18 protein-coding genes are annotated in these 17285 nt (G+C 53.5%); 13 read left to right on the top strand and 5 right to left on the bottom strand.

The window, feature by feature from the left end; genetic code table 11:
• Window positions 1-37: 37 nt before the first annotated feature.
• Entirely contained in the window at window positions 38-1150 is a 1113-nt protein-coding gene (locus tag GKAS_RS04495) for an anion transporter (protein WP_035892281.1), read from the bottom strand.
• Window positions 1147-1620: a manganese-binding transcriptional regulator MntR gene (gene mntR / locus GKAS_RS04490; protein WP_035892280.1), complete on the bottom strand. Its 474-nt coding sequence runs from the start codon at window positions 1618-1620 to the stop codon at window positions 1147-1149. The genes GKAS_RS04495 and mntR overlap by 4 nt, the downstream gene beginning before the upstream one ends.
• A 181-nt stretch (window positions 1621-1801) precedes the next feature.
• Here mntR and mntS point away from each other — a divergent pair, with 181 nt between their 5' ends.
• From mntS to GKAS_RS25430, 4 genes are all read left to right on the top strand, one after another.
• Window positions 1802-1927 carry a manganase accumulation protein MntS gene (gene mntS, locus GKAS_RS04485; RefSeq protein ID WP_035892278.1) on the top strand — a complete coding sequence of 42 codons (126 nt, stop codon included), beginning with the start codon at window positions 1802-1804 and terminating at the stop codon, window positions 1925-1927.
• Between the two features lie 256 nt (window positions 1928-2183).
• Complete coding sequence (locus GKAS_RS04480; protein WP_035892277.1) at window positions 2184-3764, top strand: phosphoethanolamine transferase; 1581 nt, start codon at window positions 2184-2186, stop codon at window positions 3762-3764.
• Between the two features lie 114 nt (window positions 3765-3878).
• Window positions 3879-4334 (top strand): HoxN/HupN/NixA family nickel/cobalt transporter, encoded by a 456-nt coding sequence (locus GKAS_RS25435; RefSeq protein ID WP_281630965.1) that lies wholly within the window; start codon window positions 3879-3881, stop codon window positions 4332-4334.
• A complete protein-coding gene (locus tag GKAS_RS25430) occupies window positions 4334-4807 on the top strand; it encodes a nickel/cobalt transporter (protein WP_281630964.1) in 474 nt (157 codons plus the stop codon). Before GKAS_RS25435 ends, GKAS_RS25430 begins: the two co-directional genes overlap by 1 nt.
• 90 nt (window positions 4808-4897) lie before the next feature.
• Here the strand turns inward: GKAS_RS25430 and ompX are convergent, their stop codons facing one another.
• Complete coding sequence (ompX, locus tag GKAS_RS04470) at window positions 4898-5407, bottom strand: outer membrane protein OmpX (protein ID WP_035892275.1); 510 nt, start codon at window positions 5405-5407, stop codon at window positions 4898-4900.
• 356 nt (window positions 5408-5763) lie between these two features.
• Here ompX and rhtA point away from each other — a divergent pair, with 356 nt between their 5' ends.
• From rhtA to glnQ, 5 genes are all read left to right on the top strand, one after another.
• On the top strand, window positions 5764-6651 hold the full coding sequence (gene rhtA, locus GKAS_RS04465; protein ID WP_035892274.1) for a threonine/homoserine exporter RhtA: 888 nt from the start codon (window positions 5764-5766) through the stop codon (window positions 6649-6651).
• Between the two features lie 290 nt (window positions 6652-6941).
• Entirely contained in the window at window positions 6942-7445 is a 504-nt protein-coding gene (gene dps, locus GKAS_RS04460) for a DNA starvation/stationary phase protection protein Dps (RefSeq protein WP_035892273.1), read from the top strand.
• Window positions 7446-7807: 362 nt separating this feature from the next.
• Window positions 7808-8554 (top strand): glutamine ABC transporter substrate-binding protein GlnH, encoded by a 747-nt coding sequence (glnH, locus tag GKAS_RS04455; protein WP_035892272.1) that lies wholly within the window; start codon window positions 7808-7810, stop codon window positions 8552-8554.
• Between the two features lie 122 nt (window positions 8555-8676).
• Entirely contained in the window at window positions 8677-9336 is a 660-nt protein-coding gene (gene glnP / locus GKAS_RS04450) for a glutamine ABC transporter permease GlnP (RefSeq protein ID WP_035892271.1), read from the top strand.
• Window positions 9333-10055 carry a glutamine ABC transporter ATP-binding protein GlnQ gene (gene glnQ / locus GKAS_RS04445; protein ID WP_035892269.1) on the top strand — a complete coding sequence of 241 codons (723 nt, stop codon included), beginning with the start codon at window positions 9333-9335 and terminating at the stop codon, window positions 10053-10055. The genes glnP and glnQ overlap by 4 nt, the downstream gene beginning before the upstream one ends.
• 42 nt (window positions 10056-10097) lie before the next feature.
• Here the strand turns inward: glnQ and rlmF are convergent, their stop codons facing one another.
• Window positions 10098-11024: a 23S rRNA (adenine(1618)-N(6))-methyltransferase RlmF gene (rlmF, locus tag GKAS_RS04440; RefSeq protein ID WP_035892268.1), complete on the bottom strand. Its 927-nt coding sequence runs from the start codon at window positions 11022-11024 to the stop codon at window positions 10098-10100.
• Between the two features lie 96 nt (window positions 11025-11120).
• Here rlmF and GKAS_RS04435 point away from each other — a divergent pair, with 96 nt between their 5' ends.
• The 4 genes from GKAS_RS04435 (at window position 11121) to ybiJ (ending at window position 16077) form a co-directional block, all read left to right on the top strand.
• Entirely contained in the window at window positions 11121-11741 is a 621-nt protein-coding gene (locus GKAS_RS04435) for a flavin reductase family protein (RefSeq protein ID WP_035892267.1), read from the top strand.
• A 612-nt stretch (window positions 11742-12353) separates the two neighbouring features.
• On the top strand, window positions 12354-14636 hold the full coding sequence (locus tag GKAS_RS04430) for a catecholate siderophore receptor Fiu (RefSeq protein WP_035892266.1): 2283 nt from the start codon (window positions 12354-12356) through the stop codon (window positions 14634-14636).
• A 47-nt stretch (window positions 14637-14683) separates the two neighbouring features.
• Window positions 14684-15361, top strand: coding sequence for a PKHD-type hydroxylase YbiX (gene ybiX, locus GKAS_RS04425; RefSeq protein ID WP_035892265.1), 678 nt, complete (start codon window positions 14684-14686; stop codon window positions 15359-15361).
• Between the two features lie 455 nt (window positions 15362-15816).
• Window positions 15817-16077, top strand: coding sequence for a DUF1471 family protein YbiJ (gene ybiJ, locus GKAS_RS04420; protein WP_035892289.1), 261 nt, complete (start codon window positions 15817-15819; stop codon window positions 16075-16077).
• 170 nt (window positions 16078-16247) lie between these two features.
• Here the strand turns inward: ybiJ and ybiB are convergent, their stop codons facing one another.
• On the bottom strand, window positions 16248-17216 hold the full coding sequence (gene ybiB, locus GKAS_RS04415; protein WP_035892264.1) for a DNA-binding protein YbiB: 969 nt from the start codon (window positions 17214-17216) through the stop codon (window positions 16248-16250).
• Window positions 17217-17285: the final 69 nt, after the last annotated feature.

The following is a 17285-nucleotide window of genomic DNA, read 5'->3' as shown; positions in this document are numbered from 1 at the left end:
TTTTTCCCGGCCAAGCGTAGCGCCGCCGGGAGAAAGATCAGCGGAGGATCAACAGCAGCCCGTACCCCACCGCCGCTGCCCACAGCAGCATCGGAATAGAGTACAGATGAAAGCGCCACCAGATACGTCGGTCCGCCGCCATGCGCAGGGCAATCAGGTTTGCCAGCGAGCCGGGCAGCAACCCGAAGCCCCCCACGTTTACCGCCCATGCCAGCAGCAGCGACGGCGGCACGTAGTTGAGCAGGAGAATGGTCGATGGAACGTTACTGATGACCTGCGAAAGCCCAATCGCCGTCAGCCACAATGGCGCGTCAGAGAGCCCACTCACCCCACTTAATACCTGATGCAGCGCCGGAAGCTGGGTAAGCAAATGGACATCGATAAACATCGCCATAAACACCAGCAGCAGCGTCCAGTCCACGCCGAAAACCACGCGCCTTGCCAGCAGCAAAAAACCAACGGCCACAATCACCAGGCCCCAAAGCTCCTGCTTCATCTCGAGCGCGGTGAGAAAGACGAGGTAGAACCCCAGACAGCTCCACACCAGACGCGGCTGCCAGGACGGCGTGATATCACTGCTTTGAAACTGTAACTTTTTCGCCGGAAAGCAAAACCAACACAGCACCAGCAGCGTGACCATCATCGCCAGCGCCAACGGCAACATTTGCAGGGTAAACGCCGGAAATGAGAGGCCCGAGCGCCCCCATAGCAAGATGTTCTGCGGGTTGCCGATAGGCGTTAACAGCGACCCGGCGTTGACCGCCAGCGCCTCGAAAATAATCAGCCGGTTAATCGGCAACGCGCACCATTTTTTTAGCGTTAAGGTCAGCGGCACCACGATAAACAGCGCCACGTCGTTGGTCAGAAACGTTGAGAGCAGCGCTGCCGCCAGCACCATAAACAGCGCTAGCTGCCGCTCGGTGGCAAAGCGGCGCGCCATTTTGCGCCCAAGGACATCAAAATAGCCGCTCTGCTCTACCCCTTTGGTAAGCAGCATCAGGCCGCTCAGGGTAATGATGGTGTGCCAGTCAATCGCCGCAGGCCAGCTTGACGGCATGAAGGGAACGAAAAAGCTCAGCAGAACGCCGACGATAATCAGCAGGTGCAAAAAACGGTCGCGGGCCAGCGACCGTATAAAAGGGAGGTTCATTCAGCGTGTTGCCCGTGCTTCTGAGTAAACTGACGGAACATATCGAGCGTCTCTTCGCTGACGTGATGCTCAATGCCCTCCGCGTCACGACGGGCAGTATCGGCGCTGACGCCCAGCACCAGCAGAAAGTTTTCCACCACCTGATGACGCTCGCGGCTCTCCTGCGCCAGCTTTTCCCCTTCCGGCGTCAGAAACACCCCGCGCCATGGAATCTGTTCAATCAGCCCTACGCCCGCCAGACGCTTGAGCATTTTGGCGACCGTTGGCTGCGATACGCCAAGGCGAGCGGCCATGTCCACCTGTCGCGCTTCCCCTACTTCACGGATCAAATCAGAAATCAGCTCAACATAGTCGTCAATCAGCTCCCGACGATGCGCTTCCCGCACCTGACGGAACCCTTCGACGTGTTCCTCAACGTTCACCAGCTGCGTCGCTTTTTTTGTTGTTGGCGTACCTGCGCGGCGGCTCATAGCACTTCCTCATCTGTGTGACGCCTGAACGCGTCATATCAAGTGAGCCCATTGTAATGGATTGTGACCCGAGTACAAAAAATTAACGTTTTAGCCATAGCTATAAAATATAGCCTGTGCTATATCTGTACGTAATGCAAACGCTCATCACGGAAAGACGAGTCAAATCGCAGGAGGAACCATGAACGAATTCAAGAGGTGTATCAGCGTGTTTAGTCACTCTCCTTTTAAAGTCCGGTTAATGTTGATTGGTATGATTTGCGACCTGTTCAACAACAAACCGCAACAGGACACTCCGTCCCGCTAAGCGGCGAGCGCATCGCCGCTTCATTTTTCCGTCACAATTCGGTGGCAAACTGGCTTTTTGCCTCCAAAAACCCCGACTATTTTCTGGTTTTGCAATCTCCCTCCCAAAACAATTCGTTATGAGTAGTTGACCCAACTATACACACGCTTTATCTTCTTGCAGCCCCGACCTCTGCAACACCTTTTCTCGCACTGTCTGGCCAATAAATACCCCTTGACGCCAGGGGATGCGCATGGCGTTTTTATAGTTGCTATCTATGAACCTGACCCTGAAAGAAACCCTCGCTGCGCGTGGGCTTGCCCTGAGCCCATGGACGGGATTTTATTTTTTACAATCGATCCTGATTAACCTGGCGTTAGGTTATCCGTTTAGCCTGCTGTATGCGGTGGCGTTTACCGGCGTGCTGCACCTGCTATGGCGCACCTTGCCAAAAGCGCAGAAGGTCATTCTGGGGGTTTATTCTCTGGTAGGCGCACTCTATTTCCCGTTCAGCCAGGCCTACGGCGCACCGAACTTCAACACCCTGCTGGCGCTTCACTCGACCAACGTCGAAGAGTCGACGGAAATCTTCACCATCTTCCCGTGGTATAGCTACCTGGTTGGCCTATTTATTTTCGTGCTCGGCGTGATTGCCGTACGTCGTAAAGAAACAGAAATCGGGCGCTGGGGCGTGATGGAAACGCTGTGTCTGCTGTTCTGCATCGGCGTCTTCTTCGTTCAGCCGATTCAAAACAAGATTGATGGTTGGGGATTTAAACTTAGAGATAGCGGCTACCCGGCTTTCCGCTTCGTCAAAGACATTATCGTTAACAACAACGAGGTCATTGACGAGCAGCAGCGTATGGCTGAGCTTTCCAATATGAAAGACACCTGGAACGTGCTCGCCGTGAAGCCGAAATATCACACCTATGTGGTGGTGATTGGTGAAAGCGCACGCCGTGACGCGCTGGGTGCATTTGGCGGCCACTGGGACAATACCCCATTCGCCAGCTCGGTCAATGGCAATTTGTTCACCAACTACGTTGCCGCCAGCGGTTCCACGCAAAAATCGCTGGGGCTGACTCTGAACCGCGTGGTCGACGGTAAACCACTGTATCAGGATAACTTCGTCACTCTCGCCAACCGCGCGGGGTTCCAGACCTGGTGGTTCTCAAACCAGGGGCAAATTGGCGAGTACGATACCGCCATTGCCAGTATCGCCAAACGCGCCGATGAAGTGCACTTCCTGAAAAGCGGTGATTTCGAAGCGGATAAAAACACCCGCGACGAGGCGCTGCTGAAAATGACCGCCCAGGTACTTTCTACCGCCCGCAGCCAGCCACAGCTGATTGTGCTGCACCTGATGGGTTCACACCCGCAGGCCTGCGACCGTACCCAGGGCAAATATGCCCAGTTCGTGCAGTCCAAAGAGACATCATGCTATCTCTACAGCATGACGCAAACCGACAGCCTGCTCAGCCAGCTTTACGACCAGCTGCGCCGGAATACCGATAGCTTCTCGATGGTCTATTTCTCCGACCACGGTCTGGCTTTTAAAGAGCGTGGAAAAGCGGTGCAGTATCTGGCGCACGATGATAAATACCAGCAGAACTTCCAGGTGCCGTTTATGGTGCTATCCAGCGATGATAAAAAGCACAACGTCATCAAGGCGCGCCGTTCTGCCAACGATTTCCTGAGCTTCTTCTCCCAGTGGACCGGGATTCAGACGCAGGAGATCGTACCCAAATACCGCTTTATCTCGTCGCAAAAAGCCGGGAAGGTCTTTATCACCAACTTTCAGTTACAAAAAGTGGATTACGATTCGCTGAAAACGGATCTGTTTGATCCCAAAAGCTAACTTCCCCCTGTCGCACGCCGGCTATCCGTTTACCTCTTAATCAGGTAGACGGATAGCAAACCCGCCCAACGTTGCATTACTATACTCATCTCAAGACCTCTCACCACGAGCATGATGATGATTGCACAACGTCTTACCCGTGACTGGCGTATTCCCACCGCAGGGCTATTACTGCTGCTTCTGCTCGCCACCGCGTTCAGCTTACATACCCACTGGAACGCCTTTATCCAGTGGTGTCTGGCGACGCAAATCACCCTACACCGTTATCTGGTGATGTACCTGCTGCAGTTAAACAACCACGAATACAGCGGCGGTCTTTGGTTACTCACCGGCGCATTTTTCTACGGCGTACTGCATGCCATTGGGCCCGGGCATGGCAAATTTATCGTCACCACCTATCTCAGCACCAACAAAGAGAGCCTTCTGGCCGCGCGCGTGGTGCCGTTTATCGGCAGTCTGATGCAGGGCATTAGCGCCATTCTTTTGTTTTTATTCTGGCCGTCGGCTTCAATCTGGCCTCAGGCGATCTCAGTACCAGCCGCTGGTACGTCGAGAAAATCAGCGCGGTGATGATTGGTGCATTCGGGCTGTTTGTTATCTATCAGACGCTGAAAAGCCTGCGTCCACGCAAACTCGCTATCTCATCGCTCAAACCGCTGCACCAACACGACGAACAGTGCGGCTGCGGAAATCATGGCGTAGGTGCTACGCTTGCTGAAAGTGATTGGAAAACGCGGCTGGGCGTAATTCTGGCAATTGGTGCCCGGCCGTGCAGCGGCGCGATTATGATTCTGATGTTTGCCAACGCGCTCGGTATCGTCAGTTGGGGGATTGTAGCGGTAATGACAATGGCGCTTGGTACCGCCCTGTCGATTCTTGGGCTATCGCTCGCCGTACGCTACGCGCGTGAACGGACGGTCGCCTTTTTTGGCGGCGCGGGAAAACACGGATGGGTGATGCCGGCGGTCAAAATTACCGGAGGAGTGATGCTGGTGCTTTTTGCTACCGTCCTGTTTTTTGACGGTGATTCCGATCAGCGCTAACGGCGACTACATCGCAGCAGGCTGTTAATTCACGAAAAATAGGCATTAAAAAAGGGGTCATCAAGACCCCTTTTTACATCACCGAAGTGATTAGAAGCGGTAACCTGCACCGATGATCCAGGTACCAACGTCAACGCTACGAATACGAGACTGCTCGTAGGATACGTCCAGAGCTACGTTCTCGATTGGGTTGAACTGCAGACCTGCACCGTAGGAGAAACCGTAGTCGCTGGTGCTGTTGGTTTCAGGGAATTGGTTACCCTGTGCTTTACCATAGCCCAGACCAACTACGCCATAGATGCTAGCCCAGTCGTTGATGCGGTAAGCAGGACCAGCAGTGATGCCGTAGTACTGACCTTTGGTGTACACGCCGTTCTGGGTGTCACTTTTTTCAGTGTAGGTGAAGGAGCTGATCACACCCAGTGGGCTGTTGTCTGCTTCGTAGCGGTATTTCAAGTTGAAACCGCCCGCTTTGTTAGCAACGCCCTGCATATCGCTCTGAGCGTAACCACCAGTAACGGTAGAAGTTGCAGCTACAGCAGTACCTGCGGAGATAGCCAGTACAGCGGCCAGTGCTGAAAGACATGCGATTTTTTTCATAATAACCACCTCAAATGTGCTTCTAATAAGTCCTAAGTTTTAAATATATCAAAAATTGTTAAGAAACTCTTTCGACCTAACGGTGTCTAAAGGCATCAATGATGTAACATTCTGTTTCCATCATGATTCATCCATCTGATTAATAATGATTTTTTAACTTACGCATGACTTCTACGCAGGTTAAAACGGGGATGATTTTTCCAGACAATTCCTAATTTGACAGACTAAATTCTTCTCGACTAAAGAAATTCTACTCGTTCCATGACACTTTTTTTTCAACATTCCCTCAACCGTAGTGCACTATTTCAATTACACTGCCGGTTTTACCTCTTTTGACAAAAACTGACAGGAAAAAGATGTCCGGTTCGCTCCGCAAGGTACCTTCGTGGTTACCCATACTCGTTATTCTTATCTCAATGGTCTCTATCCAGAGCGGAGCATCGCTGGCTAAATCATTGTTTCCACTCGTTGGCGCCCCTGGTGTGACTGCGCTGCGTCTGGCGCTCGGTACGCTAATTCTCGTTGTGGTGTTCAAACCCTGGCGGCTTCGCTTTGCCAAAGCGCAACGGCTACCGCTGCTGTTCTATGGACTGTCGCTGGGCGCCATGAACTATCTCTTCTATTTGTCCTTGCAGCGTATTCCGTTGGGCATTGCGGTGGCGCTGGAATTTACCGGCCCGCTGGCCGTCGCCCTCTTTTCATCTCGCCGCGCGGTCGATTTTATCTGGGTGATTCTGGCGGTCGTTGGCCTGTGGTTCCTGCTACCACTCGGTCAGGACGTCGCGCACGTCGACTTGACCGGCGCGCTGCTGGCGTTAGGAGCCGGGGCTGGCTGGGCGGTTTATATTCTGAGCGGGCGACGCGCCGGGGAAGAGCACGGCCCGGCGACGGTGGCAATGGGCTCACTGATTGCGGCAATCGTCTTTGTGCCGCTGGGCGCTTTCCAGGCCGCGGACGCCCTGTGGCACTGGTCAATATTACCGCTGGGATTGGCTATTGCCGTCCTGTCGACGGCGCTGCCTTACTCGCTGGAGATGATCGCACTCACGCGTTTGCCGACCCGAACCTTCGGTACATTAATGAGCATGGAGCCGGCGCTGGCGGCGCTCTCCGGGATGGTTTTTCTCGGTGAAATGCTGACCCTGAGCCAGACGCTGGCGCTAGGCGCTATTATTGCTGCTTCAATGGGATCAACGCTGACCATGCGCCAGGAAAGTAAAATTAAAGAGATCGACGTCGGCTAATTTTCTTATATTATGCATAGTGCGCACCACTATGCATAATAACCCTTTCGAATTGCATAATTTCTTATTTAATATCAATAAAATCCGCCACAAAAATATAACCTCACTGCCATAATTTTTTAATTCATTGTTTTATAATAATTTTTAACCGATTATCGCCGTCACTATCATACCTATAGGCAGAATCAGAAAATACCGTTCCGGTGACGGTGCTATACTTGTTTTCGTTAATTCATGAGGACGAAATACACCAACCTATAGCGGTGTATAAATCAAGAGGATATATGACTATGAGTACTGCAAAACTGGTTAAAACGAAAAACGCCCACCTTCTTTATACGCGTAACGACGTTCCGGACAGTGAAAAACAGGCCACCGTTGCGTTACTCAATCGTCAGGTTCTGCAGTTTATCGATCTGTCATTGATTACCAAACAGGCGCACTGGAACATGCGCGGTGCCAACTTTATTGCCGTGCATGAGATGCTCGACGGCTTCCGTACCGCGTTAACCGATCACCTCGATACCATGGCAGAACGTGCCGTGCAGCTCGGCGGTATCGCACTGGGTACCACCCAGGTCATCAACGCCCAGACTCCACTGAAAAGCTATCCGCTGGATATCACCAGCGTACAGGATCACCTGAAAGAACTGGCTGAGCGCTATGCCATTGTGGCAAACGACGTTCGTAAAGCGATTAGCGAAGCGAAAGATGAAGATACCGCAGATATCTTCACCGCCGCCTCCCGCGATCTGGATAAATTCCTGTGGTTCATTGAAGCGAATATTGAATAACCATAAGTCAATCCTATGCCCTTTCTGCCCCCCGCAGAAAGGGCATTGCACCAGAAAAGTGCGCAACTACGGTCATAAACCCCGCCAAAGTAAATCATTTGTAATAATCACCTCACACAATCGTTAATAAAAGATTGTTTTATCCCCTACGTTTGCGCTAAAAAACACCATACTTAACAACATCAACATCACGCACCACTTTGGTGCCCTCTCATGGTGCATATGGACATTTATCCTGCCAATATCGTGCAGGGTAAAACACATTATTTGTTAATAAACAATGCATTGTGAAGTTGGCACGATTCTTTCATAAGCCGAATGTTCTCGCAGGGGATCGCCCCGTGGATATAAAAGGAAATGCTATGAAGTCTATGTTTAAAGTTTCACTGGCTGCACTCACCCTGGCTTTCGCGGTTTCTTCTCATGCCGCAGATAAGCAACTGGTTGTGGCAACTGACACGGCGTTCGTTCCGTTTGAATTCAAACAAGGCGACAAGTACGTCGGCTTTGATATCGATCTGTGGGCCGCGATTGCGAAAGAACTGAAGCTGGATTACACCCTGAAGCCAATGGACTTCAGCGGCATTATCCCTGCGCTGCAGACCAAAAATATCGACCTGGCGCTGGCGGGTATCACCATTACCGACGAACGTAAAAAAGCGGTCGACTTCTCCGATGGCTACTACAAAAGCGGCCTGCTGGTGATGGTTAAAGCCAACAACAACGACATTAAAAGCGTGAAAGATCTCGACGGCAAAGTGGTAGCCGTGAAGAGCGGTACCGGTTCTGTTGATTACGCGAAAGCCAACATCAAAACCAAAGACCTGCGTCAGTTCCCGAATATCGATAACGCCTACATGGAATTAGGCACCAATCGCGCTGACGCGGTGCTGCACGATACGCCAAACATTCTCTACTTCATCAAAACTGCCGGTAACGGTCAGTTCAAAGCGGTAGGCGAATCTCTGGAAGCGCAGCAGTACGGTATTGCGTTCTCTAAAGGCAACGACGAGCTGCGCACCAAAGTTAACGGCGCGCTGAAAACGCTGAAAGAGAACGGCACCTACAACGAAATCTACAAAAAATGGTTCGGTACTGAACCTAAATAAACCAACCTGATCCATCAGGTTCTGTAACGCCCGGTGGCGCTTGCGCTTACCGGGCCTACAATTTTAGTCAGCACACGTTGGCTAGTTTTTTTATTTTCCACCACGGTATACAGGAATACATCATGCAGTTTGACTGGAGCGTCATCTGGCCAGCCATTCCAATTTTGTTGGACGGCGCCAAAATGACTCTGTGGATTTCGATCCTCGGCCTGGCGGGCGGTATTGTTATCGGTCTGCTGGCGGGTCTGGCCCGCACCTACGGCGGCTGGATTGCTAACCACATTGCCCTCGTATTCATTGAAGTGATCCGCGGTACGCCGATCGTAGTGCAGGTGATGTATATCTACTTCGCCCTGCCGATGGCCTTCCCGGATATTCGCATCGACACCTTCACCGCAGCGGTGATCACTATCATGATCAACTCCGGTGCCTACATTGCCGAAATCACCCGTGGCTCGGTGCTGTCGATCCATAAAGGTTTCAGCGAGGCCGGTCTTGCGCTTGGTCTTTCCCGTCGCGAAACCATTCGTCACGTGATTATGCCGCTGGCCCTGCGCCGCATGCTGCCCGCGCTCGGCAACCAGCTCATTATCAGTATCAAAGATACCTCGCTGTTTATCGTTATCGGTGCCGCAGAGTTGACCCGCAGCGGTCAGGAAATTATCGCCGGGAACTTCCGTGCGCTGGAAATCTGGACCGCGGTTGGCGTTATCTACCTCATTATCACGCAGGTACTCAACATCGTGCTCCGCGTTCTTGAAAGAAGGATGAAAATCCTGTGATTGAATTTAAAAACGTCTCCAAGCACTTTGGGCAAACCCAGGTGCTGCATAACATCGATCTCAACGTCAAGCAGGGTGAGGTTGTGGTGATTATCGGGCCGTCCGGCTCCGGTAAATCGACTCTGCTGCGCTGCATTAACAAGCTGGAAGAGATTACCAGCGGTGAGCTGATCGTCGATGGTCTGAAGGTCAACGACCCGAAAGTGGATGAACGCCTGATCCGCCAGGAAGCGGGTATGGTGTTCCAGCAGTTCTATCTGTTCCCGCACCTGACGGCGCTGGAAAACGTGATGTTCGGCCCAACCCGCGTGCGCGGCCTGAAGAAAGATGCGGCAGAAAAGCTGGCCAAAGATCTGCTGGCGAAAGTCGGCCTTGCCGAGCGCGCCCATCACTACCCTTCTGAGCTTTCCGGCGGCCAGCAGCAGCGCGTGGCGATTGCCCGTGCGCTGGCGGTGAAACCGAAAATGATGCTGTTTGATGAGCCTACATCAGCGCTCGACCCTGAACTGCGCCACGAAGTGTTGAAAGTAATGCAGGATCTGGCGGAAGAAGGCATGACGATGGTTATCGTGACCCACGAAATCGGCTTTGCTGAGAAAGTGGCGTCTCGTCTGATCTTTATCGATAAAGGCCGGATTGCCGAAGATGGCAACCCGCAAGAATTGGTGAAGAACCCACCAAGCCAACGTCTGCAAGAGTTCCTGCAGCACGTCTCCTGATGCTAACGCCGTTTATCCCCCATGGGGTAAACGGCGTTTTTCTTAGCGTTTGCGCGCCAGGAAACGACGACGCTGTTCGTCATCCATAAATGACCAGGCGATAAAGCGGCTTTGCTTCTGCCCCTGTGACATCTCTTTTTTCACTACTTTTACCGCACCCACGTCGGTTAACGCGCGGTACAACGGCGGCAGATTTTCGCCTTTGGACACCAGCGATGTAAACCACATCACCTGACGGGCAAAACCTTTGCTCTCTGCAATCATCTGTTTGATAAAGGCCACTTCCCCGCCATCACACCACAGCTCCTGCTGTTGGCCGCCAAAGTTCAGCGCATCATCACGATCCTGGCCCAGGTTACGACGCTTACGCTCGCTGCCCGCGCGCGCTGCGGCCGCAGAATCATGGAACGGCGGGTTGCACAGCGTGGCATCATACTGCTCGTTTTTGTGAATAACGCCGTTGAACATCGCCGTCGTATCCTTCTGGCGACGCAGGCGAATCATGCGGTTCAGCGATGGATTCGCGCTCAGGATAGCCTGCGCGCTGGCAAACGCTTCAGGGTGTGTTTCGCTGCCGGTAAAGCGCCAGCCGTATTCGTGCGCACCAATCAGCGGATAGATGCAGTTCGCACCCACGCCGATATCCAGAATGTTAGCCCCTTTCACCACGCTGCCGCTTTCATCGCTGAGCAGGTCGCCAAGGTGATGGATATAATCCGCGCGCCCCGGTACCGGCGGGCAGAGAAAACCTTCCGGAATATCCCACTCTTTAACCGCATAGAAATGCGCCAGCAGCGCCTTGTTCAGCGTCTTCACCGCCAGCGGATCGGCGAAGTTGATGGTCTGCTCGCCTGCCGGGCTGAGAGTAATAAAATCGCGCAGTGCGGGCACGGCCTGGCACAGCGCTTCGAGATCGTAGCGACTATGATGACGGTTACGCGGGTGTAAACCCGGTTTCTGGGTACTCATGACTTTCTCCTGTCGTAATGCGGCGTAAGATACCCGTTGACGACGGTGCGGTAAATAAGGGAGTCTGGATTCCTGCTTTTAAATATCAGGTGCGCTATGTATTTTTATGAGCCTTCCCACGGACATGGGCTACCTCACGACCCGCTCAACGCCATCGTCGGGCCGCGTCCTATCGGCTGGATTTCCTCTGTCGACCCGCAGGGGCGGCGTAATCTCGCGCCCTACAGCTTTTTTAACTGCTTTAACTATCGCCCACCGATCATCGGTTTTGCCAGCAGCGGCTGGAAAGATAGCGTGCAGAATATTGTCGATACTAAAGCGTTCGTCTGGAATCTGACCACCCGTGATTTAGCCATCGCGATGAACGAAACCTCCGCCACGCTGCCGCACGGTGAAGATGAGTTTGCCCGCGCGGGGCTGACGGCCGCACCGAGCCGCCTGGTGGACGCACCCCGCGTTGCCGAAAGCCCGGTCAACTTTGAATGCCGCCTGTCGCAGTGCATTCAGCTCACCGGCGCAGACGGTACCGCCGTTGATACCTGGCTGGTGCTGGGCGAAGTGGTCGGCATTCACATTGACGAATCGCTGCTGGAAAACGGCATCTACCAAACCGCCAAAGCGCAGCCGGTTCTCCGCGCCGGCGGTCCGTCTGCCTATTACACCATTGATGAAAACCATCGGTTTGATTTAATCCGCCCGGATGCGCGTCAGGGTTGATTGAGGCCGTAGCCCGGACGAGCGCAGCGACTCCGGGACAAATATCACCGCCTCTTTCCTGCATCCTTCTCCCCAGCATTTCCGCCCCAATCAGCAGGGTATAGCCCGCGCCACACGTCCCGCATCCTCAGCGCTTGGGTGAAATGCCGTTTGAACGCCCGCCTGGCATCGACGGTAGCGAACCATTGTCATTGCTCCTTGCGTAAGACGTTCGCAGCAACGTAATCCCCAAAGCGATATGACGCAATTCATCAGTTTTGCTTGTGGAAAGCGGCACGCAAACTTTAACACTGAGCTTCCCCCCGGAGTCGGCGTAAACGCCTCGTCCGGGCTACGGGGCGGCGGGTTGGTAGCCCGGACGAGCGCAGCGACTCCGGGAGTCACTCCGACAAATATGTAATCTTTATGTATAAAAAATGAAGAAACTGTAAAGCAATGTATTTATTTTTAGCTCAATGAGTGATAAAAAGTGACGGGATTTGATAATGATTATCACAATCATTATCAACATCATTTAAAAAAGATAAAGCAACCTGCAGTGGCGAAGGGGACAAGGCGTTCCCTGTTGTCATCTTTAATTTCGCGTTTAAAAATTATAAGACACTCATTGATATGGATAAAAATCGCACTACCCCGTTCAGTAGCTTTAGCTCACTCACGTTTTTTACCGGATTATGCATTGGACTGACGCCTACGGCTCAGGCCGCTGACAGTAAAGAAAAAAGCCCGGGAGATACGTTAGTCGTCGAAGCGCAAGCGCCATCGCTGTATGCCCCAACGAAATCCGCCGACCCTAAATTCAGCCGCCCGATTGCCGACACCACGCGTACGGTGACGGTGATTTCCGAGCAGGTGCTGAAGGATCAGGGTGCCACTAACCTGACAGACGCATTAAAAAACGTCCCAGGCGTCGGGGCCTTCTTCGCGGGTGAAAACGGCAGCTCGTCAACCGGCGATACCATTTATATGCGCGGCGCAGATACGTCTAACAGTATCTACATCGACGGTATTCGCGATATCGGCAGCGTGACGCGTGACACTTTCAATACTGAACAAGTAGAAGTGATTAAGGGCCCGTCTGGTTCAGACTATGGCCGCAGCGCGCCGACGGGCTCGATCAATATGATCAGCAAGCAGCCGCGCCTGGACTCTGGTATCGATGCTTCAGCAAGCGTAGGCAGCGCGTGGTATCGCCGCGGCACGCTGGATCTGAACGAAGCCATCGGCGACACCACTGCCGTACGCTTAAACCTGATGGGGGAAAAGACTCACGATGCAGGGCGCGATAACGTGAAAAACGAGCGCTACGGAATTGCGCCGTCCATCGCCTTTGGCCTCGGCACGCAAAACCGCCTGTATCTGAACTATCTGCACGTTACCCAGCACAACACGCCGGACGGCGGTGTGCCTACCGTGGGCCTACCGGGCTACTCCGCGCCAAACGCCGCCACATCAGCGCTCAATAGCTCTGGCAAAGTCGATACGCATAATTTCTACGGCACCAACTCAGACTACGACGACTCCACCACCGATACGGTGACGATGCGTTTCGAACATGACTTTAACGACACCACCACCATCCGTAATACCACCCGCTGGTCGCAGATCAAGCAGGATTATATGATGACGGCGATAATGGGCGGCGCAAGCAACATTGGTCGACCGGACCCTAACAACGTCAACACCTGGACCTGGACGCGCAACGTCAACACCAAAGACGTCAGCAACAAGATCCTGACCAACCAGACTAACCTGACTTCTAAGTTCTACACCGGCGCTATCGGCCACGATATCAGCACCGGCGTCGAGTTTACCCACGAGCAGCAGACCAACTACGGCGTCTACCCGATGACGGCTCCGGTGGTCAATCTGTATAACCCGAACAGTAACGTCAACATCGGCAGCCTGAACCGTAGCGGCGCTAACGCTAACGGTCAGACCGATACCTTTGGTATTTACGCGTTCGATACGCTGCAAATTACCCGTGATTTTGAGCTGAACGGCGGCATTCGCCTGGATAGCTATCACACCGAATATGACAGCGCCTCACTGTGTGGCGGCACGGGTCGTGGCGCCATTGCCTGTCCGGCGGGCGTTGCCAAAAACACGCCTGTCACCACCGTCGATGCCACGAAATCAGGTAACCTGGTCAACTGGAAAACGGGGGCGCTGTATCACCTGACGCAGAACGGCAACGTCTACGTCAACTACGCCATCTCCCAGCAGCCTCCGGGCGGCAGCAACTTCGCGCTGGCGGCTGGTGGAACCGGTAGCAGCGCCAACCGTACCGATTTCAAACCGCAAAAAGCGAAAACCAGCGAAGCCGGCACCAAATGGGAGCTGCTGGATAAACGCCTGCTGCTGTCGGCGGCGGTATTCCGTACCGATATCGAAAACGACGTTGAAGCCAACGACGACGGCACCTATTCGCAGTACGGCACCAAACGCGTGGAAGGCTATGAGCTCTCCGTTGCCGGGAACATCACCCCGGAATGGCAGGTGATTGGCGGCTTCACGCAGCAGCGCGCCACCATCCAGCAGGGTGCAGAGGTGACACAAGACGGCTCATCATCACTGCCGTATACTCCTGAGCATGCCTTCACTCTGTGGAGCCAGTACCAGGCCACCGATGCGATTTCCGTCGGCGCAGGCGCGCGCTACATTGGCAGCATGCATCGCGGCAAAGACGGCGCCGTCGGCACGCCGGACTCCACCGACAGCTACTGGGTTGCCGATGCCAAGATTGGTTACCGCGTGAACAGCACGCTCGACCTGCAGCTGAATGCCTACAACCTGTTTGATACCAACTATGTTGCCTCGATCAACAAGAGCGGCTATCGCTACCATCCGGGCGAGCCAAGAACCTTCGTGTTGACGGCTAACGTACATTTCTAAGTATCACCGTGGGGCGCAAGCCCCACTTTCTTTAAGGAGAGATTCCCATGATGTACCGCATTCCTGGCGTGTTGAGCGCCGAAGAGGTTCGCCAGCTTGTCGGTGAACTGGAGCAAGCGGAGTGGGTAGACGGCCGGGCAACCGTCGGCGCGCAGGGTGCGCAGGTTAAGCAAAACCAACAGGTCGATACCCGCAGTGAACGCTATGCCGGGCTACAGGCACGCGTGCTGGAAGCGGTGAACCGCCACTCGCTGTTCTTCGCCGCCGCACTGCCAAAAACCATTTCCAGCCCGCTGTTCAACCGCTATCAGCAGCAAGAAACCTACGGTTTTCACGTCGACGGCGCGGTACGTCAGCACCCACACGCCGGCTGGATGCGCACCGACCTTTCCGCCACCTTGTTCTTATCGGAACCGGATAGCTACGAAGGCGGTGAGCTGACCGTTAACGATACCTATGGACAGCATGCGGTGAAGCTCCCGGCAGGTGATTTGGTCCTCTACCCTTCCAGCAGCCTGCACTGCGTCACGCCCGTCACATCAGGCGTACGAGTTGCATCGTTTATGTGGATCCAATCCATGATTCGAGACGATAAACGCCGCGCCATGCTGTTTGAACTCGACGGCAACATTCAGGCTTTAAAACGCCGTCACGGCGAATCGGAAGAAGCGCTCTCGCTGCTCAACCTGTATCACAATCTTCTGCGGGAATGGTCAGAAATTTAAGCTGAGAATATCTCTCAAATTTTATGATGGAGTTAAACGAAGCCGGGATAACAAAGCGGTCACCGACGTCGCCCTCTCCATCAGAATACAAAACATCGAGAAAAGTTTACTCACCTCGTATCAATAAGAATATAATGCTACAAATAGACCTCATAACCAGTTTTGATGACAAATCTATACCTGAACATACAGAGCAATCGATTATCTTTACGAGCACGCTTTTTAGCAAAAAAAGTGGCAAATTGTGCGCTAGATCTCTTTACTGACCGCACTTCACCCGCAAACACATTCACATCATGAATATTTTATTAATAATCAATATATTAATAATTGTTCAATTTTTTTGATTGTCGACATCAATTCTCTTCGATTTATTCCATCGAATAAAAGCGTGATACTTCTCACATCGACGGAAACAACGTCATCCGAACAACATCACCTGCGAGAGATTAATGATGAAAACGATTAAATATGCTGTTGCTGCTATTGCCCTTTCTACCCTGTCTTTCGGTGCTTTTGCTGCACAACCGGTAACTCAGGAACAAGCGCAAAAAATGAATGAAATTGGTGTGGTATCTGCCAACGGTGCAACCACGCTGGATGGTCTGGAAGCAAAACTGGCGCAGAAAGCTGCTGATGCAGGCGCTACCGGCTACAGCATCACCTCTGCTAACACCAACAACAAAGTTAGCGGCACCGCGGTTATCTACAAATAACCGACCTAAGTACTACCCCGTGAGTTTGACCTCTCACGGGTGCTCCAACCCTCATTGAACTTGTTGATACCCTTGCTTGCCCGGCCGCCACGCCGGGCTTTTTTTTGCGTGGAATTTGGGAATGGGGTTGATCCCGGGGTCACTGCGTTCGCCCGGGAAAGCACGACCGCTTAATACGACTGCGCGACGCGCGCCAGCCCTTCTTCAATACTAGGCACTTCCCCCGTCGCCAGCAGGCAGCAGGCGAGCTGGATTTTCAGCGAATGCGGCACCGGCTCAACGCCCGCCACGCAGCGCTCAATCCATCGCGCGGTCACTTCCGGATCTTTACTCGATGGTAGCACCACTTCTGCTTCAGGCTGCTCGCTCTGGCGCGCATTGACCACCCGCGCCCCCTCGCTATCAATCAGCGTTATCTGCGGGCAACGCTGCGGGTTGGCATACACTTCACCTTCCGTGCCGTGCATTAACAGCCCACGCCCACCGATATCCGCAAAGAACTTCGCCACCTTGCCCACGTATTCAGGGTGTGACACGCTGGATAGGCGCAGCGCCGCGTTCTCTTCAAAAGGTGTGGCTAGTTTCGCCAGCGTGTGAGCACTGTTGCGCACGCCAAGCTGCCAGCGAAAGTTAAGCTGGCGCTCCAGCGGCGGGCACAGCGCGCCAACGGGAATATAAACCGGTTGATGGCCTTCAAGCTTCGCCTGTGCCTGACCGGCATGGAGAGTAGGCTCAATGCCCATCAGTTCAAAAATCGTTTCGGTAATCACCCGGGTTGGGTCTTCGCTGACGCCGTGCACCACCACCGGGAAGCCCAGTTTGTGCAGCAGCATCGCCAGCAGCGGCGTCAGGTTGGCCTGTTTGCGCGCGCCGTTATAGCTCGGGATAACAATCGGCATTGGCTTGCCTGCCGGCGGCGTTAAACGCAGCGTCTTTTGCTGCATCGCCTCGTAGAAGCCAATCATCTCCGCTTCGCCTTCTCCCTTAATGCGCATAGAGAGCAAAATCGCACCCATTTCCAGTTCCGGCACGTCACCCTCCAGCATCTGACTATACAGGCTTCGCGCGGTGTCCTGGTCCAGGTCACGGGCGTGATTTTTACCTCGCCCGATTTCTTTGATGATTTTGCGGTAATCCATGTGCTGCTCCTTTTGCTCGTCGTGGTGCACAGCGGCCGCCTGATGGCGCTACGCTTATCAGGCCTACAT

This window comes from Kluyvera ascorbata ATCC 33433, assembly GCF_000735365.1.
GTDB lineage: Bacteria > Pseudomonadota > Gammaproteobacteria > Enterobacterales > Enterobacteriaceae > Kluyvera > Kluyvera ascorbata.
Note: the sequence above shows the minus strand (reverse complement) of the source record. Positions and strands in the feature narration are given on the sequence as shown.

Coding starts and splice junctions, on each gene's coding strand:
- GKAS_RS04495 (WP_035892281.1), bottom strand. CDS start 1,150: ATGAACCTCCCTTTTATACGGTCGCTGGCCCGCGACCGTTTTTTGCAC.
- mntR (WP_035892280.1), bottom strand. CDS start 1,620: ATGAGCCGCCGCGCAGGTACGCCAACAACAAAAAAAGCGACGCAGCTG.
- mntS (WP_035892278.1), top strand. CDS start 1,802: ATGAACGAATTCAAGAGGTGTATCAGCGTGTTTAGTCACTCTCCTTTT.
- GKAS_RS04480 (WP_035892277.1), top strand. CDS start 2,184: ATGAACCTGACCCTGAAAGAAACCCTCGCTGCGCGTGGGCTTGCCCTG.
- GKAS_RS25435 (WP_281630965.1), top strand. CDS start 3,879: ATGATGATTGCACAACGTCTTACCCGTGACTGGCGTATTCCCACCGCA.
- GKAS_RS25430 (WP_281630964.1), top strand. CDS start 4,334: ATGATTGGTGCATTCGGGCTGTTTGTTATCTATCAGACGCTGAAAAGC.
- ompX (WP_035892275.1), bottom strand. CDS start 5,407: ATGAAAAAAATCGCATGTCTTTCAGCACTGGCCGCTGTACTGGCTATC.
- rhtA (WP_035892274.1), top strand. CDS start 5,764: ATGTCCGGTTCGCTCCGCAAGGTACCTTCGTGGTTACCCATACTCGTT.
- dps (WP_035892273.1), top strand. CDS start 6,942: ATGAGTACTGCAAAACTGGTTAAAACGAAAAACGCCCACCTTCTTTAT.
- glnH (WP_035892272.1), top strand. CDS start 7,808: ATGAAGTCTATGTTTAAAGTTTCACTGGCTGCACTCACCCTGGCTTTC.
- glnP (WP_035892271.1), top strand. CDS start 8,677: ATGCAGTTTGACTGGAGCGTCATCTGGCCAGCCATTCCAATTTTGTTG.
- rlmF (WP_035892268.1), bottom strand. CDS start 11,024: ATGAGTACCCAGAAACCGGGTTTACACCCGCGTAACCGTCATCATAGT.
- GKAS_RS04435 (WP_035892267.1), top strand. CDS start 11,121: ATGTATTTTTATGAGCCTTCCCACGGACATGGGCTACCTCACGACCCG.
- GKAS_RS04430 (WP_035892266.1), top strand. CDS start 12,354: ATGGATAAAAATCGCACTACCCCGTTCAGTAGCTTTAGCTCACTCACG.
- ybiX (WP_035892265.1), top strand. CDS start 14,684: ATGATGTACCGCATTCCTGGCGTGTTGAGCGCCGAAGAGGTTCGCCAG.
- ybiJ (WP_035892289.1), top strand. CDS start 15,817: ATGAAAACGATTAAATATGCTGTTGCTGCTATTGCCCTTTCTACCCTG.
- ybiB (WP_035892264.1), bottom strand. CDS start 17,216: ATGGATTACCGCAAAATCATCAAAGAAATCGGGCGAGGTAAAAATCAC.